The 19175-nt window shown below is 45.6% G+C and carries 18 protein-coding genes and 1 pseudogene; 8 read left to right on the top strand and 11 right to left on the bottom strand.

Annotation, left to right across the window (positions count from 1 at the left end):
• Positions 1–8 precede the first annotated feature (8 nt).
• The 3 genes from ACOMHB_RS25185 to ACOMHB_RS25175 are packed head-to-tail and all read left to right on the top strand — an operon-like array spanning position 9 to position 2660.
• The gene (locus tag ACOMHB_RS25185) at positions 9–518 is read left to right on the top strand and encodes a serine O-acetyltransferase (RefSeq protein ID WP_448218810.1); all 510 of its coding nucleotides are present in this window, start codon (positions 9–11) and stop codon (positions 516–518) included.
• 27 nt (positions 519–545) lie between these two features.
• Complete coding sequence (locus tag ACOMHB_RS25180) at positions 546–1499, top strand: glycosyltransferase (RefSeq protein WP_448218809.1); 954 nt, start codon at positions 546–548, stop codon at positions 1497–1499.
• A gap of 24 nt (positions 1500–1523) precedes the next feature.
• Positions 1524–2660, top strand: coding sequence for a glycosyltransferase (locus ACOMHB_RS25175; protein ID WP_448218808.1), 1137 nt, complete (start codon positions 1524–1526; stop codon positions 2658–2660).
• A 13-nt stretch (positions 2661–2673) separates the two neighbouring features.
• Here ACOMHB_RS25175 and ACOMHB_RS25170 read toward each other — a convergent pair whose 3' ends face one another.
• Positions 2674–4032, bottom strand: a complete 1359-nt coding sequence (locus tag ACOMHB_RS25170) for an O-antigen ligase family protein (protein ID WP_448218807.1) — start codon at positions 4030–4032, stop codon at positions 2674–2676.
• 242 nt (positions 4033–4274) lie between these two features.
• Between ACOMHB_RS25170 and ACOMHB_RS25165 the strand changes: the two genes are divergently transcribed.
• Positions 4275–4514 carry an acyl carrier protein gene (locus tag ACOMHB_RS25165; protein WP_448218806.1) on the top strand — a complete coding sequence of 80 codons (240 nt, stop codon included), beginning with the start codon at positions 4275–4277 and terminating at the stop codon, positions 4512–4514.
• Here ACOMHB_RS25165 and ACOMHB_RS25160 read toward each other — a convergent pair.
• Positions 4502–4720, bottom strand: a pseudogene (locus ACOMHB_RS25160) (addiction module antidote protein); the annotation flags it as partial. The gene ACOMHB_RS25165 and the pseudogene ACOMHB_RS25160 sit on opposite strands and share 13 nt — an antisense overlap.
• A 97-nt stretch (positions 4721–4817) precedes the next feature.
• Between ACOMHB_RS25160 and ACOMHB_RS25155 the strand changes: the two are divergent.
• Positions 4818–5021, top strand: a complete 204-nt coding sequence (locus ACOMHB_RS25155) for a BrnA antitoxin family protein (RefSeq protein WP_448218805.1) — start codon at positions 4818–4820, stop codon at positions 5019–5021.
• Between the two features lie 112 nt (positions 5022–5133).
• Here the strand turns inward: ACOMHB_RS25155 and ACOMHB_RS25150 are convergent, their stop codons facing one another.
• The 8 genes from ACOMHB_RS25150 to argH form a co-directional block, all read right to left on the bottom strand.
• Entirely contained in the window at positions 5134–5283 is a 150-nt protein-coding gene (locus tag ACOMHB_RS25150; RefSeq protein WP_448218804.1) for a hypothetical protein, read from the bottom strand.
• Positions 5284–5307: 24 nt separating this feature from the next.
• A protein-coding gene (locus ACOMHB_RS25145; protein WP_448215008.1) for an IS3 family transposase occupies positions 5308–6872 on the bottom strand; the annotation gives its coding sequence in 2 pieces (ribosomal slippage) (positions 5308–6419 and positions 6419–6872; 1566 coding nt in all).
• A 533-nt stretch (positions 6873–7405) separates the two neighbouring features.
• Positions 7406–8632, bottom strand: coding sequence for a pyridoxal-dependent decarboxylase, exosortase A system-associated (locus tag ACOMHB_RS25140; protein WP_448218803.1), 1227 nt, complete (start codon positions 8630–8632; stop codon positions 7406–7408).
• Positions 8629–10215: an acyl-CoA ligase (AMP-forming), exosortase A system-associated gene (locus ACOMHB_RS25135; RefSeq protein ID WP_448218802.1), complete on the bottom strand. Its 1587-nt coding sequence runs from the start codon at positions 10213–10215 to the stop codon at positions 8629–8631. Before ACOMHB_RS25135 ends, ACOMHB_RS25140 begins: the two co-directional genes overlap by 4 nt.
• 96 nt (positions 10216–10311) lie before the next feature.
• Positions 10312–11991 carry an endonuclease/exonuclease/phosphatase family protein gene (locus ACOMHB_RS25130; RefSeq protein WP_448218801.1) on the bottom strand — a complete coding sequence of 560 codons (1680 nt, stop codon included), beginning with the start codon at positions 11989–11991 and terminating at the stop codon, positions 10312–10314.
• 389 nt (positions 11992–12380) lie between these two features.
• Positions 12381–12536, bottom strand: coding sequence for a hypothetical protein (locus tag ACOMHB_RS25125; protein ID WP_448218800.1), 156 nt, complete (start codon positions 12534–12536; stop codon positions 12381–12383).
• Between the two features lie 343 nt (positions 12537–12879).
• The gene (locus ACOMHB_RS25120) at positions 12880–13965 is read right to left on the bottom strand and encodes a Fic family protein (RefSeq protein ID WP_448218799.1); all 1086 of its coding nucleotides are present in this window, start codon (positions 13963–13965) and stop codon (positions 12880–12882) included.
• A 152-nt stretch (positions 13966–14117) separates the two neighbouring features.
• Complete coding sequence (gene argH, locus ACOMHB_RS25115) at positions 14118–15497, bottom strand: argininosuccinate lyase (RefSeq protein WP_448218798.1); 1380 nt, start codon at positions 15495–15497, stop codon at positions 14118–14120.
• 255 nt (positions 15498–15752) lie between these two features.
• Here argH and ACOMHB_RS25110 point away from each other — a divergent pair, with 255 nt between their 5' ends.
• Entirely contained in the window at positions 15753–16853 is a 1101-nt protein-coding gene (locus ACOMHB_RS25110) for a sensor histidine kinase (protein ID WP_448218797.1), read from the top strand.
• Positions 16831–17565 carry a LytR/AlgR family response regulator transcription factor gene (locus tag ACOMHB_RS25105; RefSeq protein ID WP_422135785.1) on the top strand — a complete coding sequence of 245 codons (735 nt, stop codon included), beginning with the start codon at positions 16831–16833 and terminating at the stop codon, positions 17563–17565. The genes ACOMHB_RS25110 and ACOMHB_RS25105 overlap by 23 nt, the downstream gene beginning before the upstream one ends.
• A gap of 18 nt (positions 17566–17583) precedes the next feature.
• Here the strand turns inward: ACOMHB_RS25105 and ACOMHB_RS25100 are convergent, their stop codons facing one another.
• Positions 17584–18075: a DUF29 domain-containing protein gene (locus ACOMHB_RS25100; protein ID WP_448218796.1), complete on the bottom strand. Its 492-nt coding sequence runs from the start codon at positions 18073–18075 to the stop codon at positions 17584–17586.
• Between the two features lie 176 nt (positions 18076–18251).
• On the opposite strand from ACOMHB_RS25100, the gene hemC reads away from it, so the two are divergent.
• Positions 18252–19172: a hydroxymethylbilane synthase gene (gene hemC, locus ACOMHB_RS25095; RefSeq protein WP_448218795.1), complete on the top strand. Its 921-nt coding sequence runs from the start codon at positions 18252–18254 to the stop codon at positions 19170–19172.
• The last annotated feature ends 3 nt before the right edge of the window (positions 19173–19175 follow it).

Below are 19175 nucleotides of genomic sequence, written 5' to 3'. Positions count from 1 at the left end.
AGTCATATTTGCGTGAAGAGATAATCAGAAACCCAAATAAAAATTTCTCTTGGATAAAAGTATACAATCGATGCAAACGCAGCAATAGATACAGCTACATATTCTGGTTCAGAGTCTGCCAATACCTCTACAGAAAAAATAGTAAGATACTTAAGTCTTTTGCAAGAAGTAAGCACAGAAAAATATGTAGAAAATATAATGTCGAGATTATGCTTGGTGCCGAAATTGGTAAAGGTCTTTTGATTGTTCACGCCAGTAGTATTGTTATTAGTGAAAATGTAACTATTGGCGAAAACTTTAACATTAGGCAAAATACAACTATTGGCGTGGACTATAAGGGTGATTCCCCAATAGTAATTGGAAACAATGTATCCATTGGGGCGAACAGTTGTATCATAGGTACTGGAATAAAAATTGGTGACAATGTAACAATTGGTGCAATGAGCTTTGTAAATAAAGACATACCTTCTAACTCTACATATATTACTAGCAAGTCAAACAGCATAAGGCATAAGTAACAATTCCTTAACTATGAAAATCATGATATGAAAGTTCTTTTCCTTGCCCAAGGTGATCACGGCACTACTACATTCGATCGTCTCTATCAGGCGATGAGTAACGCTGTTGAACAATTTGATTTGCATTGGCTTACCAGTGAGCAACAAGCCAACCTTAAAAACTATTTTAAAGATATTGACACTGAGAAATACGACAGAATTATCTTCTTTTTGAGATTTAAGAAAGAGATTAAACAAGTCAAATTCATTCAATCTGTACCAAACCTTGTCATTCTTGAGTATGACGCCTGTCAAAATTATATCAAGGGTAAGTACGAGGGAAAATTCTCACGGCATTACAGAAAGCTACCTTGGGCAAGGATCATTACCTCAGGCTATACGCTGACACAAAAATTAAAAGATGAAGGCTTTGACGCAGTATTTGTACCAAAAGGATATGATAGCAGCGTACTGAAAAATAAAAACGGTCACCGTGACATACAAATGGGCTTTGTCGGAAGTATCGGACACAAAATTTATAGGAAAAGGAAAGAATTTATTGAAGAGTTTTCAAAGACCAATAATCTTGTGACAACAAAAACAAAAACCTTTGATGAATATAATAACCTTCTAAATAGAATCCGTTTTTTTATCAGTGCAGACATTGGCTTTGGTGAATATATGCAGAAAAACTTCGAAGCGATGGCTTGTGGTTGTGTGCTCTGTGCATGGGATCAAGGCGAAGAAGAAAATAAAGCTAATGGCCTTGAAGACATGAAGAATATTGTCCTGTACAAAAGTAAGGAGGAGCTCGAAAAAAAGCTTGAATACCTTACTGAAAACCCTGAAAAGGCAGACAATATTGCTAAAGCTGGTCAAGAGTTGGCAGAAAATAGATTCTCATTTAAGGAAATAGGGATAAAAGTTGCTGATGCCCTAACCCCTCCATTAAGAGAAAAAAAGTACTCATCGTTTTTTGGTATAAAAAAATTCCATCTGTAAATCAAGCTATTCTGACTCAATAATATGGCCAAAATCCTTAACCTTATGTTTTCTTCCAATCCTGACCATGCAGCTGTTATTTACCTACACATGGCAATCAGTAAGCATATGAAAAGTCAGGGCTATCAGGTAACAAACCTTTTTCTTTCCGGAAAAAAAACTAATGAGCACGATTCTTTTTGGGAGGTTAAACGTTCAACTGTTAAAGGAAAGAAGACCAAACTCCTGTCCAAAATTTTTTTAAAAAACAAACTAATCAAGTTTATAGAAAACAACCACTTTGACTGCATCATATGTGATGGGTTTAGCCCAACCTTCTTGCTCACCCAATTACAGAAAAAACATTCGCTACCACCCTGTATTGGGGTTATCCATGGGATCATAGACGTTCATCAAAAACATCATTTACATTTAAAAAAAATGTTGCATACTGGCTGGAAGATAGTAGGTGTCACCGATGTTGTCACACAACACTTGATCCAGCAAAACTTTGGTGCAACAGAAGAAAACACCCTAACAATTGATAATGCTATCGATTTTGATGAATTACAAAACCAAGAATTTTCTACCAAGGTTTCTCGAAGAAAACTTGGACTACCTGAAAATTCTTTTATCTTTGGATCTATTGGTCGTCTTGTTGATATTAAACGACATAGAATAATTATTTCAGCAGTAGAGCGACTAAGAAAGCAAAATAATTTAACACCTGATATGTTATTTGTAATTATTGGGGATGGACCATTACGTGAAATCCTCCAGACTCAAATTAATAATGCCGAACTGAAAGAATATATTTTGCTTCTTGGTGAAATACCTAATGCAAGCCATTATGTAAAAGCTTTTAATATAAATATTATGCCTTCTGCTTCAGAAGGGCTTAGTATAGCTATGCTTGAAATGCTTACTTCACAAAACCCATTTATATGCAGTGATATCGAATCATTCAAGCATGTAATCCCAAACAAGATTTGCCACTTTTCTGTCGATAGCCCAAGTTCTTTGAGCAAAAAGATAGTAGAATTTCACAATCTATCGCCAAATTTGCAAAAAGAACTTGGAAAATCACTTACGTCAAATGCCAAAGAAAAATTTAATATAAGCAGACTTCTACATCAATATGAAAAACTAATCTACAAAATCACTACTGATCATTCAATGTAGGCTCACCTCACCATTATTCATCTAGTGAAAGTCTATGATAACACCCAATAAGAACACCCAATGGAGTCCAAAATAGAATCCAGTATTGTCTAGGCCCAATTACCATATTCTCAACATCTGCTCCAAATACAGTCAACGAGAATAAGAGGAGCCCTGTGAAGCATAAGATAAATTCATTTTTTGCATAGCTAAAAAAAACATGAAAACAAGATACTATTACCCCGATTAATAGTAAGAAACCAATAATTCCTGCTTCATATAAAAACTGTAAATAGACATTATGGCTGTGAGGGGCAAAATGCGAGTTATTATTAAATGAAACTGCAAACTTAGCATCTGCCCCATAACCAAAAAATGGTTTCTGCATTATCTTTTTCAATGTACCAAGCCATATTTCATCCCTCCAAGACAAACCAGTAAACTTACTATTTTCCAAAACAGCTGAAACTTGCCTAATATTATTTTCCAGCTTAGATTCATCTGTTTGCTCGGCTGCAATAGCTGATGCCATCAAAAATGCCATTGGCTGATTTTTATGCTCTAAATTACTACTCAATTCCTGATTTACACTAACAAATACCAATAAGAAAGAAAAAAGGGTAATGGTCATAGCCAATAGTGAAAAAGTACGTTTATTCCTGAGTACTAGCGAAAAAAAACTATATGCCACGATACATCCTACCCAGGCAGTTCTTGAATACGTGAGAAAGACATAAGTCTGTAGCAGAATAATAGCTAATACCATTACTGGCATTTTCCACGATCTTTCACAGATACCTACTCTTATAAAGAGCCAAACAGAGAACATACCATAATAGATGCCTGATAGTATGGGGTTTCTGAAATTAGCAAAATCTCCTAAACCAACATCAAACAATCTGTTGGCCCTAAAAGCTAGTAACGTGTCGTTAATAAAGTAGTAATGCCCGACACCATATGCAGCAAAAACTGCAGCAAGTAGTGCTGCGATATCCATTACATTCATAAGTGTTTTAGGATGCCTTCTGGCATAAAATGCAATTGCAAACAATAACACGCCTATATAGAGAACGTATTTGAACATTCTGGCAATGCTAGTGTCACCATCTGACCAGCCAGCACTGGTCGCGTACCAGACTAAGAAAAGCAAGGTAAACCAACCAGCAGGGTGCATGGATCGCGCATCCCGTAACAGCTTCTTACCTTTGGAGAGAAGCAAGATCAGCCCAGGGATCAAGAAAAGCAAGTACACAGCACGGTTATAGTCACCACGGGAAGGCAACCAGAGTAATCCTGTCAAAAAAGCAAAAAAGCCAACAGGTAAAACCCTATTTTCCAGAAAGTTTAGAAACAGCCCCAATGACTTCAGTTGATTTGGTAAGGCATTGACCAAGGTAAAATTTCTCCAGGATAAAATCCTACTATGAATAGAACATTAGTCTAATCATTGTCCAGACCCACCACAACCTCAGCTTCCCATAGCCGGTACGAATCATCCACTACTTCTGTTGAGAAACCTGATGTTCGGCCCGAGAGCGACTCTGGCCAACTTGCAGCCAAACCCAAAACTCTTTAAAGTTGCCCATCATTCTATTGCACCATAGTCAGCAGTGCTGGCAGCATCGAGTAAGTTAGATGGTAAAAATTGAAGAAATCAAAGCAATCCTGATGGATGTGCTGGAGATAAACACCGAAACCTTTAATGAAAAGACTCAGCTACTCGGTGCACTGCCTGAGTTTGACTCCATGGCGGTAGTGGGTGTGATCACTGCCATGGAAGAGTCTTTTGGCATCAACGTTGCCGATGATGATATCGATGCGACAATCTTCGAAACGGTTGGTAGTTTGTTGGGCTATATTAATCAGGCTTCCTGAGTCCTTTTTTGATCCGAAACAGCCCCGCTGTGACAGGCTTTTTGAGATTTTGGAGTAATACTGAAACCCAGAGCCTGCATAACGCTCAGGATGGTTTTCAGTGTTGGGTTTCCGTCTTCGATGAATGAGGTATACAGTTGCTCCCGGGAAAGGTCGGCTTGCCTGGCAACGTTGCCCATGCCCTCAGCCCAGGCAACAACCCCTGGAGCCCTCTGGCAATATAAGAAGCGTCACCAGTCTCGTAAGCATCAATGATAAACGCCTCTCTGGCCAGGGACATGCACCGAAAAGAGAGGATGACTTATGAGCGATACACGAAAACGACCTGATTTCAAAACCGAGGAAGAAGAGCGAGCCTTCTGGGAACACCACGACTCAAGTGATTATGTGGACTGGAGCAAGACTGAAGCTTTTACCTTGCCGAACCTGAAGCCTTCAACCAAGACCATATCCTTACGGCTGCCGGAAAGCTTGCTGGACGGCATTAAACAAGAGGCCAACAAATGAGATATGCCTTATCAGTCATTGAACAATCTTTTTAAGTTTCTGTATATCCCTACCCTGGCGATGACTTTCTTATAATCCTTTTTAAATTTCTTTGACCTTACTGGAGTAAGCATCATTCTTTGTCCAGATCATCAAACATTTCTGCCATAGAATCATATCGAGTCAAACCTACACCCTTGTCTGTATCTTCGAAAGTTTTCAGGGTTTCTTCATTAGGTATACGAACATCAAAAGGCAACCCGTTACACACGGAGTTTTTCAAGATAGTTGTCCCGAAAACTGAATTTTAGGCTGCCTTTTTCTCGTTAATTCTTGCTTCAGACAACCGCTCAGGATTCAGTGCAACCGCACCTACAGGCTCCCAGTTTCTGATAACTCCTGACCAGCGCGTTGGATTAGCTTCTCGCGCTTTGGTATACACCTGTTTCCGGTGATTCAGGATTTCCTGATCTCTTTTCTCATGCCGTTGCGCAGGTGTCACAAAGCGGATTGAGCTATGGCGGTGTTCATTGTTATAAAAGCGCTCAAACTTCAGCATCCACTGTCGACTGTGTTCTAACGTCAGAAAACCTTGAGATGGCCACTGAGGACAGTACTTCACCGTTTTAAAGATCGATTCTGCAAATGCGTTATCGTTACTCACCCTTGGGCGACTATGAGAGGGAATAATGCCCAATTCCTCAAGCTTGGCCTTAAAGGTACTCGACGTCATTGGAGCCCCATTGTCTGAGTGCAGTACAAGCGGTGTTTTAGTGCATTTTTCAGCCACCATTGTCCGGTTAATCAGTTCACTGGCTAACTCACCAGACTCACGGCTATGAATCTCCCAACCAACAATCTTACGACTGTAAACGTCCAGTATCAGGTAGAGGTACCAGAACTGGCCGCGTACCCTGGAAGGTATGTAACTGATGTCCCAACACCAGACCTGGTTAGGGCCAGTAGCAACATAGGTTGTCGGCTTGTTGCTTTTCGATCGCTTTCTTGAACGACCGCGGTGGTGCAACTGACCATACTTTTTCAACACACGGTAAAAGCTAGATTCAGAAGCAACGTATACTCCCTTGTCTGCAAGGGCTGGCACGATCTGCGATGGTGGCAGGCTCGCATACTCATCTTCATTACTGATAGTCAGAATACGTTGCTCCTCTTCCTCAGTCAGTTTGTTAGAGGGTACCGGGCGCAAGGCATCCGGGCGTTTGTCCGTTAACACTGCACCATTGTCATCGCGCCAGCGATTCAGTGTTTTCAGGGATATTTCCAATTGTTCAGCAGCCTTCCAGCGAGAAGCGCCGTTTGCTATAGCCTCATCAAACCATGTCAGCAGTTGGCGGCGCTTATCGACAGGTGTCAGTTGTCCTCGCTGTCTATCCCGTAGAAGGCATCGAGCTTTTTTGATAGCACCAGCAGGGCTGCAGCTTCTGCCAACGCCTTGTCTTTACGGCGAAGCTCTTTTTCAAGGCTCTGATTGCGCTTACGCTCTTGTTTTAATTGCTTGCTTTCCTGGTCTGCACGCTGAGAAGCCTGAACAGCACCTGAAATACAAGCGTGCTTCCACTCCTTGACTTGTTGAGGATAAAGCCCTTTTTTACGGCAGTATTCACTTAACTCTGTTTCTGACAAAGCAGCGGTTTCGACGACCACGGCAAACTTGCTTTCAGCAGACCATTGTTCTGATTTTTGTTCGTTCCCTGGCACAGGTAATCCTTTGTCCCGTAGTTTTTTACGCCAATTATACAGGGTTTGTTCGCTGATACCTTCCTCTCTGGCAACATCCGGCACAGAGCGATTGTGTGGTGGTAACAGTTTTTTCAAAACAGCTGATTTACGTTCCTCTGAAAAACGAGGCATATTCAACGTCCATCGCCCACTGTCTAGCTTTTATTGGTTAATCAGTGAGCGGGACAACTATCCTGACACAGCGGGCACAAGCCCACCTGTTTATAAAACAAAGTGATTGCGTCAGTTGCGTTCAGTCCAAGTTTCCTGAATATCGCCTCAGCGTGTTCTTTTACATCAGGTTCTATTCTGGCACGGATCATTGGGCTCTTGCTCATTGTAGGTACCTCTACGTATCAGATTGCTTCGCACGGCGTAATGTAGATCATTTGGGATACAGTGCAAATACAACATAAATCGTTTAGCCGGAGGTCTCCGGAATACCCAATCGAGGCGGCTTTGATATGATCAACGCCTGGCTTGATCAGATTTCTATAACGGGTTTTCGATTTACACCACTACCCAAAGTGGTACGGCTCAATCCTGAATGATCTGAAGCCAGTAACGAGTCATTTACTAAAAAAGCGGCTTAAGGTGGGGCGACAACTTTGCTGACAAACACCGCCTGTTTTATTCACAAACCTGTTGCTATTGACTGAACTGTCTCAAATCAGAATCTCTTTCGCTTCGGGATGACTCAAGAACTTCTGCGGACTGGCCGTGGCTCCATAGGCGCCCGACTGAAGTACAACAACCAGATCACCCACTTCAGCTATAGGCAGCTCCAGCTTAGCCCCAACAATATCCAGAGGCGTGCATAAAGGTCCAACGATCTCAACGATTTCTTTCCCTTCCGATTCGATGCGATTTGCAATCAGCACGGGGTAGTTTTTACGGATAACCTGACCAAAATTGCCAGAGTTCGACAGGTGATGATGCAGTCCGCCATCGGTCATCAGGTAGGTTTGCCCCCTGGATTTTTTTTTATCCGTAATCTGGCAGAAGTAGTAGCCCGCTTCACCGACCAGATATCGGCCTAACTCCATGACTATCTCGGCGTTTTTTAATCGGCCCGAGCGAGCCTCCATCAGCTTTTTCAGATGATCAGCAACAGGGACAACATCCAGCGCCTGCTCACCCGGAAAATAGGGAATCCCCAAGCCGCCACCTATGTTGACATGCGGAACCGGGACTGGAGCCAACTCACAAAGTCGTGCAGCCAGCTCAAATGTTTTCCCGTGAGCATCAATCAACGCATCCGGATTCAGATTCTGTGACCCGGAATAAATATGAAAACCATAAAAGTCTACTTTTTCGGTATCCAACCCGGATAACACGTCAGGCATTAATTCTGCATCTATACCAAACTGCTTCGGGCCTCCGGCCATTTTCATGCCAGAAGACTTGAGTTCAAAATCAGGATTGACGCGAAAAGCGATCTTGGGCTTTATCTGCAACTCAGAGGAAAGCTGGTAAAGCCTCTCCAGTTCCAAACTGGATTCAACATTAATCACGATATTGGCGGCCACAGCAGCCCTGAGTTCTTCTACTCTCTTCGCTGGCCCGGCAAAGCTAATGGATTCAGGATCGATACCCGAACTTATAGCGACCATCATTTCCCTCTGGGAAGCCACATCCAGGCCATCCACAAGACCTGCCAGATGATAAACAACAGCGGGCATTGGATTGGCTTTGATCGCATAGTGCAACTTTAAGTCAGATGGCATCACCGAACGCAGGGACTGTACCCGCTCAGTGAGAGACTTTCTGTCGTATATGTAACAAGGTGTTCCGTCGGCCATGGCCACCAGCTGCTGAGCAGGACGGCCAGCGACCTGAAGATGATTATTCCTGACTGAAATTCTCTGCAGACGATCATGCTGCTTGCTCATTTATTTTCTCCGGATACAAACAGATTTTCATACTCTGCAGCCAAGGCTTTTCGATCTATTTTGCCGTTAGGATTTCTGTCTAAGGCACTTTGAGTAATAACCCGCAAAGGCACCATATAGGTTGGCATGTGTTTTTGGAAATACTTGATAACTGCTTTCTCTTCAACAGGCTCACCTGTCGCAGATACCACGATAAGTACGATGGCCTGACCCAGCTGGTCATGGGAAACACCAATAGCAGCCACTTCCAATACCATTTCAGATGCGTACATTAGCTCTTCAAGCTCACCGGGACTCACCCGATAGCCTGATGTCTTGATCATGTCATCTTTGCGACCGACGAAATACAAATAACCGTCTTCATCCTGAGTAACAGTATCACCCGACCAGACAGCCAGCTCAGGGGTTGGAATTTCCTGAATCGACAAAGGCACGGGTTTGAAACGCTCTTTGGTTCGCTCAGGATCATTCCAATAGCCCAGTGCCACCAGACTACCCCGATGCACCAGTTCTCCCGGCTCATGGGGTTTACAGGGTTGTCCACGCTCATTGATAACCAGTAATTCAGCATTGGGAATGGCTCTGCCCATGGAGCCTGGGCGACGGTCTACGTCTTCGGGTGGCAGATAACTCGATCGAAAGGCTTCTGTCAGGCCATACATTAAATAAGGTGAAGCCTGTGGCAATTTATTTCTAAGCGCATCCAGGGTTGACGATGGCATGGCTCCACCAGAATTCGTGAAATACCTCAGACTCTCTGCTGCTTCTTCAGGCCAGCTCATTTCAGAAAGCTGAACCCAAAGGGGTGGCACCAGAGCCAGGCCGGTAATGTTCTGCTGAGCCACTTGTTTGATGATATCTCCGGGCAGCAGATATTCCAGCAGATAACAGCTGGCACCGGAGGCAAAGGCGGTGGTTAATTGACTGAAACCATAGTCAAAGCTAAACGGCAGTACACACAAAAGTCGGTCATGATGAGTATTTTCGAGGTATTCTGAGACACTATAAGCTCCGGTCACCATATTACGATGAGAAAGCACGACCCCCTTGGGCTTGCCGGTACTCCCTGAGGTGTAGAGAATCGCGGCCATATCCATATCAATAGAGAGGGGTTGAAACCAGGTATTCTCTTCCTTCAGGAAATCTGACCAGGCAATAACCTGAACACGACTTTCCTCTTCAGAGTGCCCATCCACCAAAACAATATGACTCAAATCGTGGCAATCGGTCAGGCTGGCCTCAATCTGCTTGAAGCGAGCCTTATTAGTAATCAGAACACTGGCCTTGCAATCCGTCAGAATATGCAACACCTGAGGTGCTTTTAACACCGGATTGACAGGAACCATGACGCCACCGGCCGCCGTTGTTCCAAAATAACTGAATACTGCTTCAGCGGTTTTTGGCAGATAAACAGCGACTCTTTCGTGCCTCGATAAGCCCAGACTCTGCAAGCCTGAAGCCACACTTTTTACATGCAGGGCAGCCGAAGCATAATCATACCACTGAGATTTCACCCCCAAAGCCCGAGACAGAGGTGTTTTTTCGGCCTGATCAAACAGTAATTGATGTAACAGCTGGCTCATGCATGAATCCGTTATACCTTTGCAGACCAACTATTGTAACAAACATGGATTTTGGAAAGCACGACTTGTAAAAAACCGCATTTCAGAAATTGAGGTTTACCCGGTGTTCGACCCAGGCGTTCCGGAAACAGGATTCATACTTTGCCTGACTATTTTTTCGAGCTGGTTAAGCTCGTTCACAATCAAAGATTCCCTTTTGTACTGATCCCTGAGTCTAGCAATTTTACGCAAGGGATTGACGCCTGCGAACTCTGGATCACGTATATTCTCACTAATCTGATCACTGGGCTGATGACCATAGGCATGCTTCAGTTTATTAACCAGTTCCCTGACCTCCGGGGCGTTAAAATCCTCCGGCTTCAAACCGGCAATGGCAGCAGAAAATCCTTTCGTTTCCCGGTAGATAACCGAAACTGGCAAATGGTCAGATAACCCGCTTTCCAGGTTGTTATCAATATCAAGTCCCATTTGCCGTATTTCTGCATGGGTTGCCCATTTTTCTTCGGAGTCCCCATACACCATCTGGTAGTCATAAATACACTGCCCTGCCACCTTGGGATGTTCTTTCCAGCGCCTGCTGCCCCAAGGTTTATCTATTCTGTTTCCGGCTCCAAGATACCATGAGCCATTCGGCTCCTGACGATCTTCCGGCTTGATGGTATCCTGGTCGCTATTGACAAAAAATGACTCGCTGCGCTCAGCCAACCGGGTATCATTTTCTTTATCATGGGTATCGTAATAACTGTTGGAAAACTTTTCCCCCAGCGCCTGCATGGCGTTTTCATACTCCGACTTTTTACTCATCACCCCCTGCTCGTCTGACCGTGCACTGTTCAGGTCTCCCATCAGGAAGGTGCCATGATGATGTACGTCATTACGCCTGTCGTTATTGCTATCCTCCTCAACCCAGTCTCTTACCTGAAGCAACTCCTCATAGCGAATCGTCTCATAGGTTTTTCCGTCTTTGGCCTGAAGGTGCGTATTATAAACCACGGCCGTTTTGTCGTTACCGAGATCCAGCACGATCCGCAGCAATCCTTTATTGGCCAGCTGGTCTTCTGCAGCCAGATCAGAGAATGGCCGGAATGTTGCCTCCTTTACGGGATATTTGCTGGCAATGGCCAGACCACTACTCAATCCGGTTTCACGGGGGGCAACACTGTGAACAATATGATGGTAGTGGCCACTGAGATCCTTACAGAGCTGCTTCGTCGCCTGCTGGTCAAATGCCTCCTGGAAGCAGACAACATCAGGAGTAACGTCAGGATTGCGGGTTAATGCTTCGGCAATCTCCTGACTGCGCTGCTGCGATGAGCGCAGGTCGTTCAGATTACGGATAAACGAGGGCATGAGGCCAATGTTATAGGTCATCAAATGCAGGCCCCGCTCAGGATCATAAACGGCGGGTGGAACTGCAGACTGAATCAGGGAAATTTCGTTCCTGAACAGATTGCCGATCATGCGCAGGGAGAACCCCATCATTCCCAATGCCAGCGAGGGCACCAGAAATAGCGTGACAGCAGTCGCCCGGGCTACTTTCCTGGCCCACAGTGGTACATTTTGCTTCTGTTTTTCACTCTCGGAAGTCGTGTTGCTTTTGCCCGGCCGTTCATGGGCAAACAGCTTTGTTGCCGAATCGGCGACCAGCGAAACCGGTCGGGACAGAAACCGGCCAATATAATGGCAACCACGACCAAAGCGGTTGTGAGAATAAACATAGTCATTATCTTTGGGTAGATAATGGGTCTGTGCTTTAGATGGCTGAACTGCAGGCATACAGTTTCCTCTGGTTTGTCTGCTGCTTATATCCGCCATCGACAATTACTCTTGCCACTTAATGGCTTTCGTACCGTTTTTTCCTCGGAACTGCCTGCGCCAACCGAAAAATGTCATTCCCGGGTATTTTTTAAAGCCATAAACAGTGAGACGGCGATTACATGACGATCAGAACTGGTTTTTGCGAATGGGAGGTGCCTGCGATCTGATCCATACCAGCAGAAGCTTCGGGGTAAAACTCTTTTAAAGTCCTCAAGAAGCCAATCCATGCAGCCTAACTTTGAAAACGTTGTTTACCAACTTGAAAACAACATCTTCCCTGAAAACTGGGAGTGGATCACCTGTTCCACACAGGCCAAAATGGTGCGCAATAATGATTGCCCTGCTCGCTATTTCAAAGAGTTTATAAACAAGAGCAACTTGGAAAAACTTAAGTCCAAAGTCAGAGGCACTCGTTTTGAATTTTGGGTGAAACAGGCCGAGACGGTCAACTCTCCCAGACTCATCTCTGACAAGCCCTGGCTCTGCTCAATACCATAGACCACTGCTCTGCCAACTACTTCGAAGGCATTGCGCAGTGGCGTGCCTTGTCTAGCCAGCTAATCTGCCAGATCAATCAGGGTGCTGAATCCAATACGAGCAGCTTCTTGCATGTTTTCTTTCTTGGAATGGATATGTGGAGTTATATCAGCAAAGGCTCGCAGGCAGTCTTTGAAAGTATCTGCTTAATAAAACAGTGGTTCCTTATCTACCTGATTGTCCTTGTTGTATGTGGGTAACCTCAGACTTTACAGCCTGATACCACACTTCTTACATGCAGGAATCCGAAATACCTTCACTAACCAATCAGACATCCTAACACCCCCTCGCCAGAGAATTGCCCTCCAATCACTGACCAATATTCAAAAACAGTGTAACCAGAGGTTCGTTAATATAATAATTGCTTCGCCCCATTTTTTGCTTGTTCAAAAACCCCTTGTCACACAGCTGATTCAGGTATTTGGTGGCAGTCAGTCGGCTGACATTCAGTTCTTTCTCAATAAACTCTATTTTTGTGTAAGGGTGGCTGAACAGATGGTTGAGCAGATCCTGGCTGTAAATTTTGGGGAGTTCTTCACGCATTCTATGCTTTACAGCCTGCATCCGGTTTTTTATTTCATCAATCAGAGTTGTGGTTTCTTTCGATGTTTCTGATACGGCTTCAAGCATGAACAGTAACCAGCCTTCCCACTCCTCATGATCTCTCACTGCCTGTAATCGTGAGTAGTACTCAGCCTTGTTGCGAATAATATAACGGCTTAAGTAGAGCACTGGCAGGTCCAGTAACTGTTGAGTGATCAGGTAAAGGATATTGATAATTCGACCTGTTCGGCCATTCCCGTCGTAAAATGGATGAATACTCTCAAACTGGAAGTGAATAACCGCCATTTTTACCAGTGGATCATTGTCCGAAAGCCCATGGTCGTTTAGATAAGCCACCAGGTTTGTCATCAGTGACTCAACCCTTTCCGGGTTTTGAGGAGGGGTGTAGACAACTTCACCCGTAGAGGTGTTTTTTAATTCGGTTCCAGGCAATTTGCGTAAGCCTGCCCGGTTTTCTTCCAGTGTTTGCTGGATATCGAGAATATCCTGAAAGCGAAGCATCCCTGTTTTCCTGACGGTGTCGAAGCCACGACTCAATGCTCTGGCGTAATTTTTAACTTCTTTGGTTGCAGGGTTGTAGGGTGACGCTGTCAGGTCGTTTTTAAACAGTTCATCATGAGTTGTGACAATATTCTCCACCTCTGAGCTGTCTTTGGCTTCCTGAAGCGTCAGGGTGCTGACCAAAATGGTTTCATTGGGGATGGAGCGTACTACACCTTTCAGTTCTGCCAGATGCCGGTGGGCCAAAGCCAGTTTTTTTAATACCTGCCGTGTTTCCAGTTCATTTTCCCGGGGCAGGGGCAGATCTGTCGGTTGGTAAGGGGGGGCCACAGTTACTCCCAATATGTATAGGAAAGTGCCATTTTCTATGCAGGTTATCAGAACATGTATAGAAAACCGAAATTCTCTATACATATTTGTTGGATCTGTATAGAAAAACAGGACTTCTTATACATGTTCAGCGCTCAGGCAAATGAAGGAAATTACTGACTTAAAGCCTGCTTCACAGCCAACCTCACCTGCTGCGGCGCAGTCCCGCCTATATGATCCCTCGCAGCAACAGACCCTTCCAGCGTCAACACATCAAACACATCTTCCTTAATAGAGTCTGAGAAGACCGTGAGTTCTTCCAGAGTCATCTCCGACAAGTCCTTGTTCTTCTCAATGCCGAAGGCCACTGCTTTGCCAACCACTTCGTGGGCGTTGCGAAATGGCATGCCCTGTCTGACCAGGTAGTCTGCCAGATCGGTCGCGGTGCTGAATCCGCGGCGAGCCGCCTCTTTCATGTTTTCTTTCCTGGACTGGATATGTGGAACCATATCGGCAAAGGCTCGCAGGCAGTCTTTTAGGGTATCTACGGTATCAAACAGTGGTTCCTTATCTTCCTGATTGTCTTTGTTGTAGGCCAGTGGCTGAGATTTCATCAGCGTCAGCAGGCTGATCAGGTGGCCATTCACCCTTCCTGTCTTACCTCTTACCAGTTCGGGGACATCCGGGTTTTTCTTTTGGGGCATGATGGATGAACCGGTACAGAAACGATCGGGCAGATCAATAAAATTAAACTGGGCTGATGTCCAAAGTACCAGCTCTTCGGACATACGCGACAGGTGCGTCATCAGCAGTGCACCCACCGAACAAAATTCTATGGCGAAGTCCCTGTCGCTGACAGAGTCCAGTGAGTTTCTGGATGGGCGATCAAAACCTAAAGCCTTGGCAGTGAATTCACGATCAATCGGATAGGTTGTGCCTGCCAGTGCAGCTGCTCCCAGAGGCGATACGTTGACCCGCTTTCTACAGTCCTGTAAACGCTCACTGTCTCTTACCAGCATTTCATACCAGGCCATCAGGTGATGTCCAAATGTCACGGGTTGTGCGGTTTGCAGATGAGTGAAGCCCGGCATTATGGTGTCCGCTTCCTGCTCTGCCAGATTGACCAGACCTGTCTGCAAACGTTTTAACTCATCACCTATATGGTCAATTTCTTCCCTGAGCCACAGACGAATATCGGTCGCCACCTGATCGTTTCTGGAACGGCCGGTGTGCAGTTTCTTACCCGCATCACCAATTCTGTCTGTCAGTCTGGCTTCAATATTCATATGAATATCTTCCAGCTCGATAGACCAGTCGATGTTGTTGTTTTCTATATCTTTCAGAATGCTTTCGAGCCCATCCAGAATGGCTGACAACTCATCCTGGCTCAGAATGCCTGATTTTTGCAGCATTCGAGCATGAGCCATCGAGCCTTCTATATCGTGACGATAAAGGCGACGATCAAAATCAATGGAGGCGGTGAATCGAGCAACAAATGCATCCACACCCTCGCTGAACCTTCCGCCCCACTGCTGATTGCTGCTATCAGACATGTTCTACCTCTTTCTTTGTTGGCTCATGGCTGTTGGTTAGCTCATGGCTGTTTTGCGTTCTGCAGGCTGATTTCTTGATGCCAGCAGCATCATTGTTCTGATTTTTATAGCCAGCCTGTGGATGACTGAAGCTGGCTGCGGCATTATAAGGGTAACCGGGTGATTTTACATAGCGCACCCAACCAAATAAGAATAATTATTCTATTTTTGTGAATTTTTATAAATTTTCAAATACCAGAGACAGGATGCTCCCTCTTGCCATTTAAAACCACCAGGAACCAGGATGAAGACGACTTTTTCCTGCCGGATTTATGCTCTCCCGGTGCCGTCTTTTTGTTGGTTCTGGTCTCCGAGCTTTTTGTCCTTATTCAGGTACTCACTTTACCCGGCCCGGGTGATCTTGACTGGAACCGTCTGGCCATGACTTCCATGTTTGTCCAGTGGATCTCTCTGGTCTCAGGTGCTGTTCTTTGCCGACTCAGGCCCATTCTGAAGCGTCAGAAGCTTACAGTTATCATCAGCAGCTGTCTTGGCGTCGTGGCTACCACCACGCTGATATTCACGCTCGCAGCCCAATGGTTTCTGTGGCGGGATGCTTTTATTGACACCTACCCGGAATGGACCCAGCTGATCAGACATGTCACTGTTGCCCTCATCATCACAGCCATGCTGCTGCGCTATTTCTATGTTCAACAGGAAGCCAGAAAAGAGCAGAAAGCCAGCCACACCGCTCGCTTTGAGGCTTTGCAGGCTCGAATCCGCCCTCACTTTCTTTTTAATTCGATGAATATCATTGCCAGTCTGATTCATATTGACCAGGACAAGGCCGAGCAGGCCGTTGAAGATTTATCGGACCTCTTTCGCTCCAGCCTTCAGGATCATGGCAAGAATATTACCCTGAGTCGGGAAATCGAGCTCTGTCAGCGCTATTTAAGAATTGAGCAGCACCGGCTGGGAGACCGCCTGCAAACCCGGTGGAATATTGAGTTAACCCCTGAAGAGGTTGACATTCCGCCCCTTACTCTGCAGCCCATTGTTGAAAATGCGGTTTATCATGGCATCCAGCCACTGGAAAAAGGTGGCACTGTGAGTGTAGATATTCGCAGGAGCAACGATAACATCACTATCAGAGTCCGAAACCCGGTCCAGAGTAGCCCTTCCAGTTTTGCCAAAGGGGCTCAGGGTAATCAGTTGGCTCTGGCAAATATCCGCTCCAGACTGAATATGCTTTTTGGTAACAAAGCCAGTGTAGAAGCTCAGCTGTTTGAGGGTGAGAGTGGAAATACCCAGGAGTTTGAAACATTGATCACTTACCCTTACGGTGGCGATAACCATGAACATACTGATCACCGATGATGAACCGCTGGCAAGAGACCGTCTGCGACATTTGTTGGGACGTTTAGAGGGCTTTCAGGCTCTGGAGTACGATGCAGGTAATGGCATTGAAGCCCTTGAGCTGTGTCGTAAATACCAGCCAGACATTGTCTTGATGGATATTCGTATGCCTGTTATGGGAGGCCTGGAGGCGGCCGCTCATATCAGCAAGCTGGAGCGTCCACCTGCTATCATTTTCTGTACCGCTTATGACACTCACGCCATTGAAGCTTTTCAGGTTCAGGCGGTTGGCTATCTGCTGAAGCCTGTCAAGCTTGAAGATCTGCAACAAGCGCTGACCGGAGCCGCTAAAGTTAATCGATTGCAGCTGGCCAGCCTCAAAGATGATCTGAATGATAACGCCCGCAGCCATATCGCAGCCAAGACGCTCAGAGGGATAGAGCTGGTTCCTCTGGATGATATCTACTACTTTATGGCAGACAGCAAATACATCACGGTTTATCACAAGAACGGTGAAGTACTCATTGATGACCCACTGAAAGACTTGGAGTCCGAGTTTAGTTCCAGATTTGTTCGAATCCACAGGAACGCTCTGGTGGCCAGAAAAGCCATAGAGAGGATGATTCGTGACGAGCAGGGTCACTACTCTATCCAGCTCAGTGGTGTCGAAAAGCTTCTTTCAGTAAGCCGTCGGCATGTGCCACTGATGAAGAAGTTTATGCAATCACTGTGAGGCCTACGGGTGCCAGGCTTAACTGAGCCTGGCTTGTGGTAAAAAGTCTTCGCCCATAACCTGCTCAAGTGTCCATGGGCAGTCTTCGGGGAAGTCTTTTGCGGTAAAATGTCTTGAATCCACATAACTGTTTAACCCCTTGGCAGCCAATATTCGGGCCTGCTGGTAAGCCTCAAGGTAGATAGCCTCTTGCTTTGACTGCAGGTTGGGATTATCTGCCAGGACCGCTGCTGCGGCATACCTCTGAATTTGAATTGTATCTACCCAGCTGCGAAACCAATGATCCATATCCCTGAGGTCGTTGACCTGATTCTGCTGAAAGTCCCATTTTAACAAATGGCTAAGTAGCTGAATAAGGTGTCTCTTGAAAGCTCTTGGCTCACTCTTTCCCATATCAGCTAACTCTTCCAGCAAATTTTCAAGATCAAGCTCATCAAAACGCCTGGCAGTCAGCAGCTTTTTCTGTTCTTCAATCCAGAGCATGTAATCGGTTTTATAAAGGTCTGTCATAAGCGCCTCCACTGGAATAACAAGCTAGTGCTATTTTAACCTCCCGCAACTGCCTTCAGGAAAAGTAACGGTTGGTCACAACTACAGACTATCGTATTATCCCAGTCTTCATAGGACCACTCAGCCATCGTTGCCCTTTTTTGTAGATTGAAAGTTTATTGATTGAAAACCTCCCCATGAAAACCATCCGCATCGCGACAAGAAAAAGTGCCCTGGCCCTCTGGCAGGCTGAATACGTAAAAGAGCGTCTGGAGTACTTTCATCCGGGTATCCGGGTGGAGCTGGTAAAGATGACCAGCAAGGGTGATCGGATTCTGGATTCACCTCTGGCCAAAATCGGTGGCAAAGGCCTGTTTGTAAAAGAATTGGAAACGGCTATGCTGGAGAGCAGGGCTGATATCGCCGTTCACTCCATGAAAGACGTACCTATGGAGTTTCCAAAAGGGCTCGAGCTGGGTGTTATCTGCCCTCGCGAAAACCCACTGGATGCATTTGTTTCCAACACCTACAACCAGCTGAGCGATCTGCCTGAGGGCGCCATCGTGGGTACATCCAGCCTGCGCCGCCAATGTCAGATCCTTGCAAAAAGACCGGATCTAAAGATTGAATTCCTGCGGGGCAACGTCAACACACGTCTGGCCAAGCTGGACGATGGCCAATACGACGCCATCATTCTTGCAGCGGCAGGATTGATCAGGCTGGGGATGAAAAGTCGGATCAAATCGGCCCTGCCCCCTGAACTCAGTCTGCCAGCGGCGGGTCAGGGTGCAGTGGGTATTGAGATTCGTTCTGACGATGAATCGATCAAACAGTTTCTGGCTCCATTGCATCATGAAGAAACTGCAACACGAGTCCTTGCAGAAAGAGCCATGAATCGAAAATTAAATGGCGGCTGTCAGGTACCCATTGGTTGCTACTCTGAACTCATCGACGACCAGCTCTACATCCGGGGCCTTGTGGGTCAACCGGATGGCAAAGTCATACTGAGCGCAGAAGTCTATTGTGCACCTTCCGATGGTGAGAAAGGCGGGGTCCGGCTGGCAGAATCCTTGCTGGCACAGGGTGCAGACCGAATTCTCGCAGAGTTGCTGCATTAATGT

This window comes from Endozoicomonas sp. 2B-B, from assembly GCF_053470045.1.
The sequence above is the reverse complement of the archived record's forward strand: the minus strand, read 5'-3'. Positions and strand labels throughout refer to the sequence as shown.

Coding starts and splice junctions, on each gene's coding strand:
- ACOMHB_RS25105 (WP_422135785.1), top strand. CDS start 16,831: ATGAACATACTGATCACCGATGATGAACCGCTGGCAAGAGACCGTCTG.
- ACOMHB_RS25130 (WP_448218801.1), bottom strand. CDS start 11,991: ATGCCTGCAGTTCAGCCATCTAAAGCACAGACCCATTATCTACCCAAA.
- ACOMHB_RS25175 (WP_448218808.1), top strand. CDS start 1,524: ATGGCCAAAATCCTTAACCTTATGTTTTCTTCCAATCCTGACCATGCA.
- ACOMHB_RS25140 (WP_448218803.1), bottom strand. CDS start 8,632: ATGAGCAAGCAGCATGATCGTCTGCAGAGAATTTCAGTCAGGAATAAT.
- ACOMHB_RS25180 (WP_448218809.1), top strand. CDS start 546: ATGAAAGTTCTTTTCCTTGCCCAAGGTGATCACGGCACTACTACATTC.
- argH (WP_448218798.1), bottom strand. CDS start 15,497: ATGTCTGATAGCAGCAATCAGCAGTGGGGCGGAAGGTTCAGCGAGGGT.
- hemC (WP_448218795.1), top strand. CDS start 18,252: ATGAAAACCATCCGCATCGCGACAAGAAAAAGTGCCCTGGCCCTCTGG.
- ACOMHB_RS25100 (WP_448218796.1), bottom strand. CDS start 18,075: ATGACAGACCTTTATAAAACCGATTACATGCTCTGGATTGAAGAACAG.
- ACOMHB_RS25135 (WP_448218802.1), bottom strand. CDS start 10,215: ATGAGCCAGCTGTTACATCAATTACTGTTTGATCAGGCCGAAAAAACA.
- ACOMHB_RS25155 (WP_448218805.1), top strand. CDS start 4,818: ATGAGCGATACACGAAAACGACCTGATTTCAAAACCGAGGAAGAAGAG.
- ACOMHB_RS25165 (WP_448218806.1), top strand. CDS start 4,275: ATGGTAAAAATTGAAGAAATCAAAGCAATCCTGATGGATGTGCTGGAG.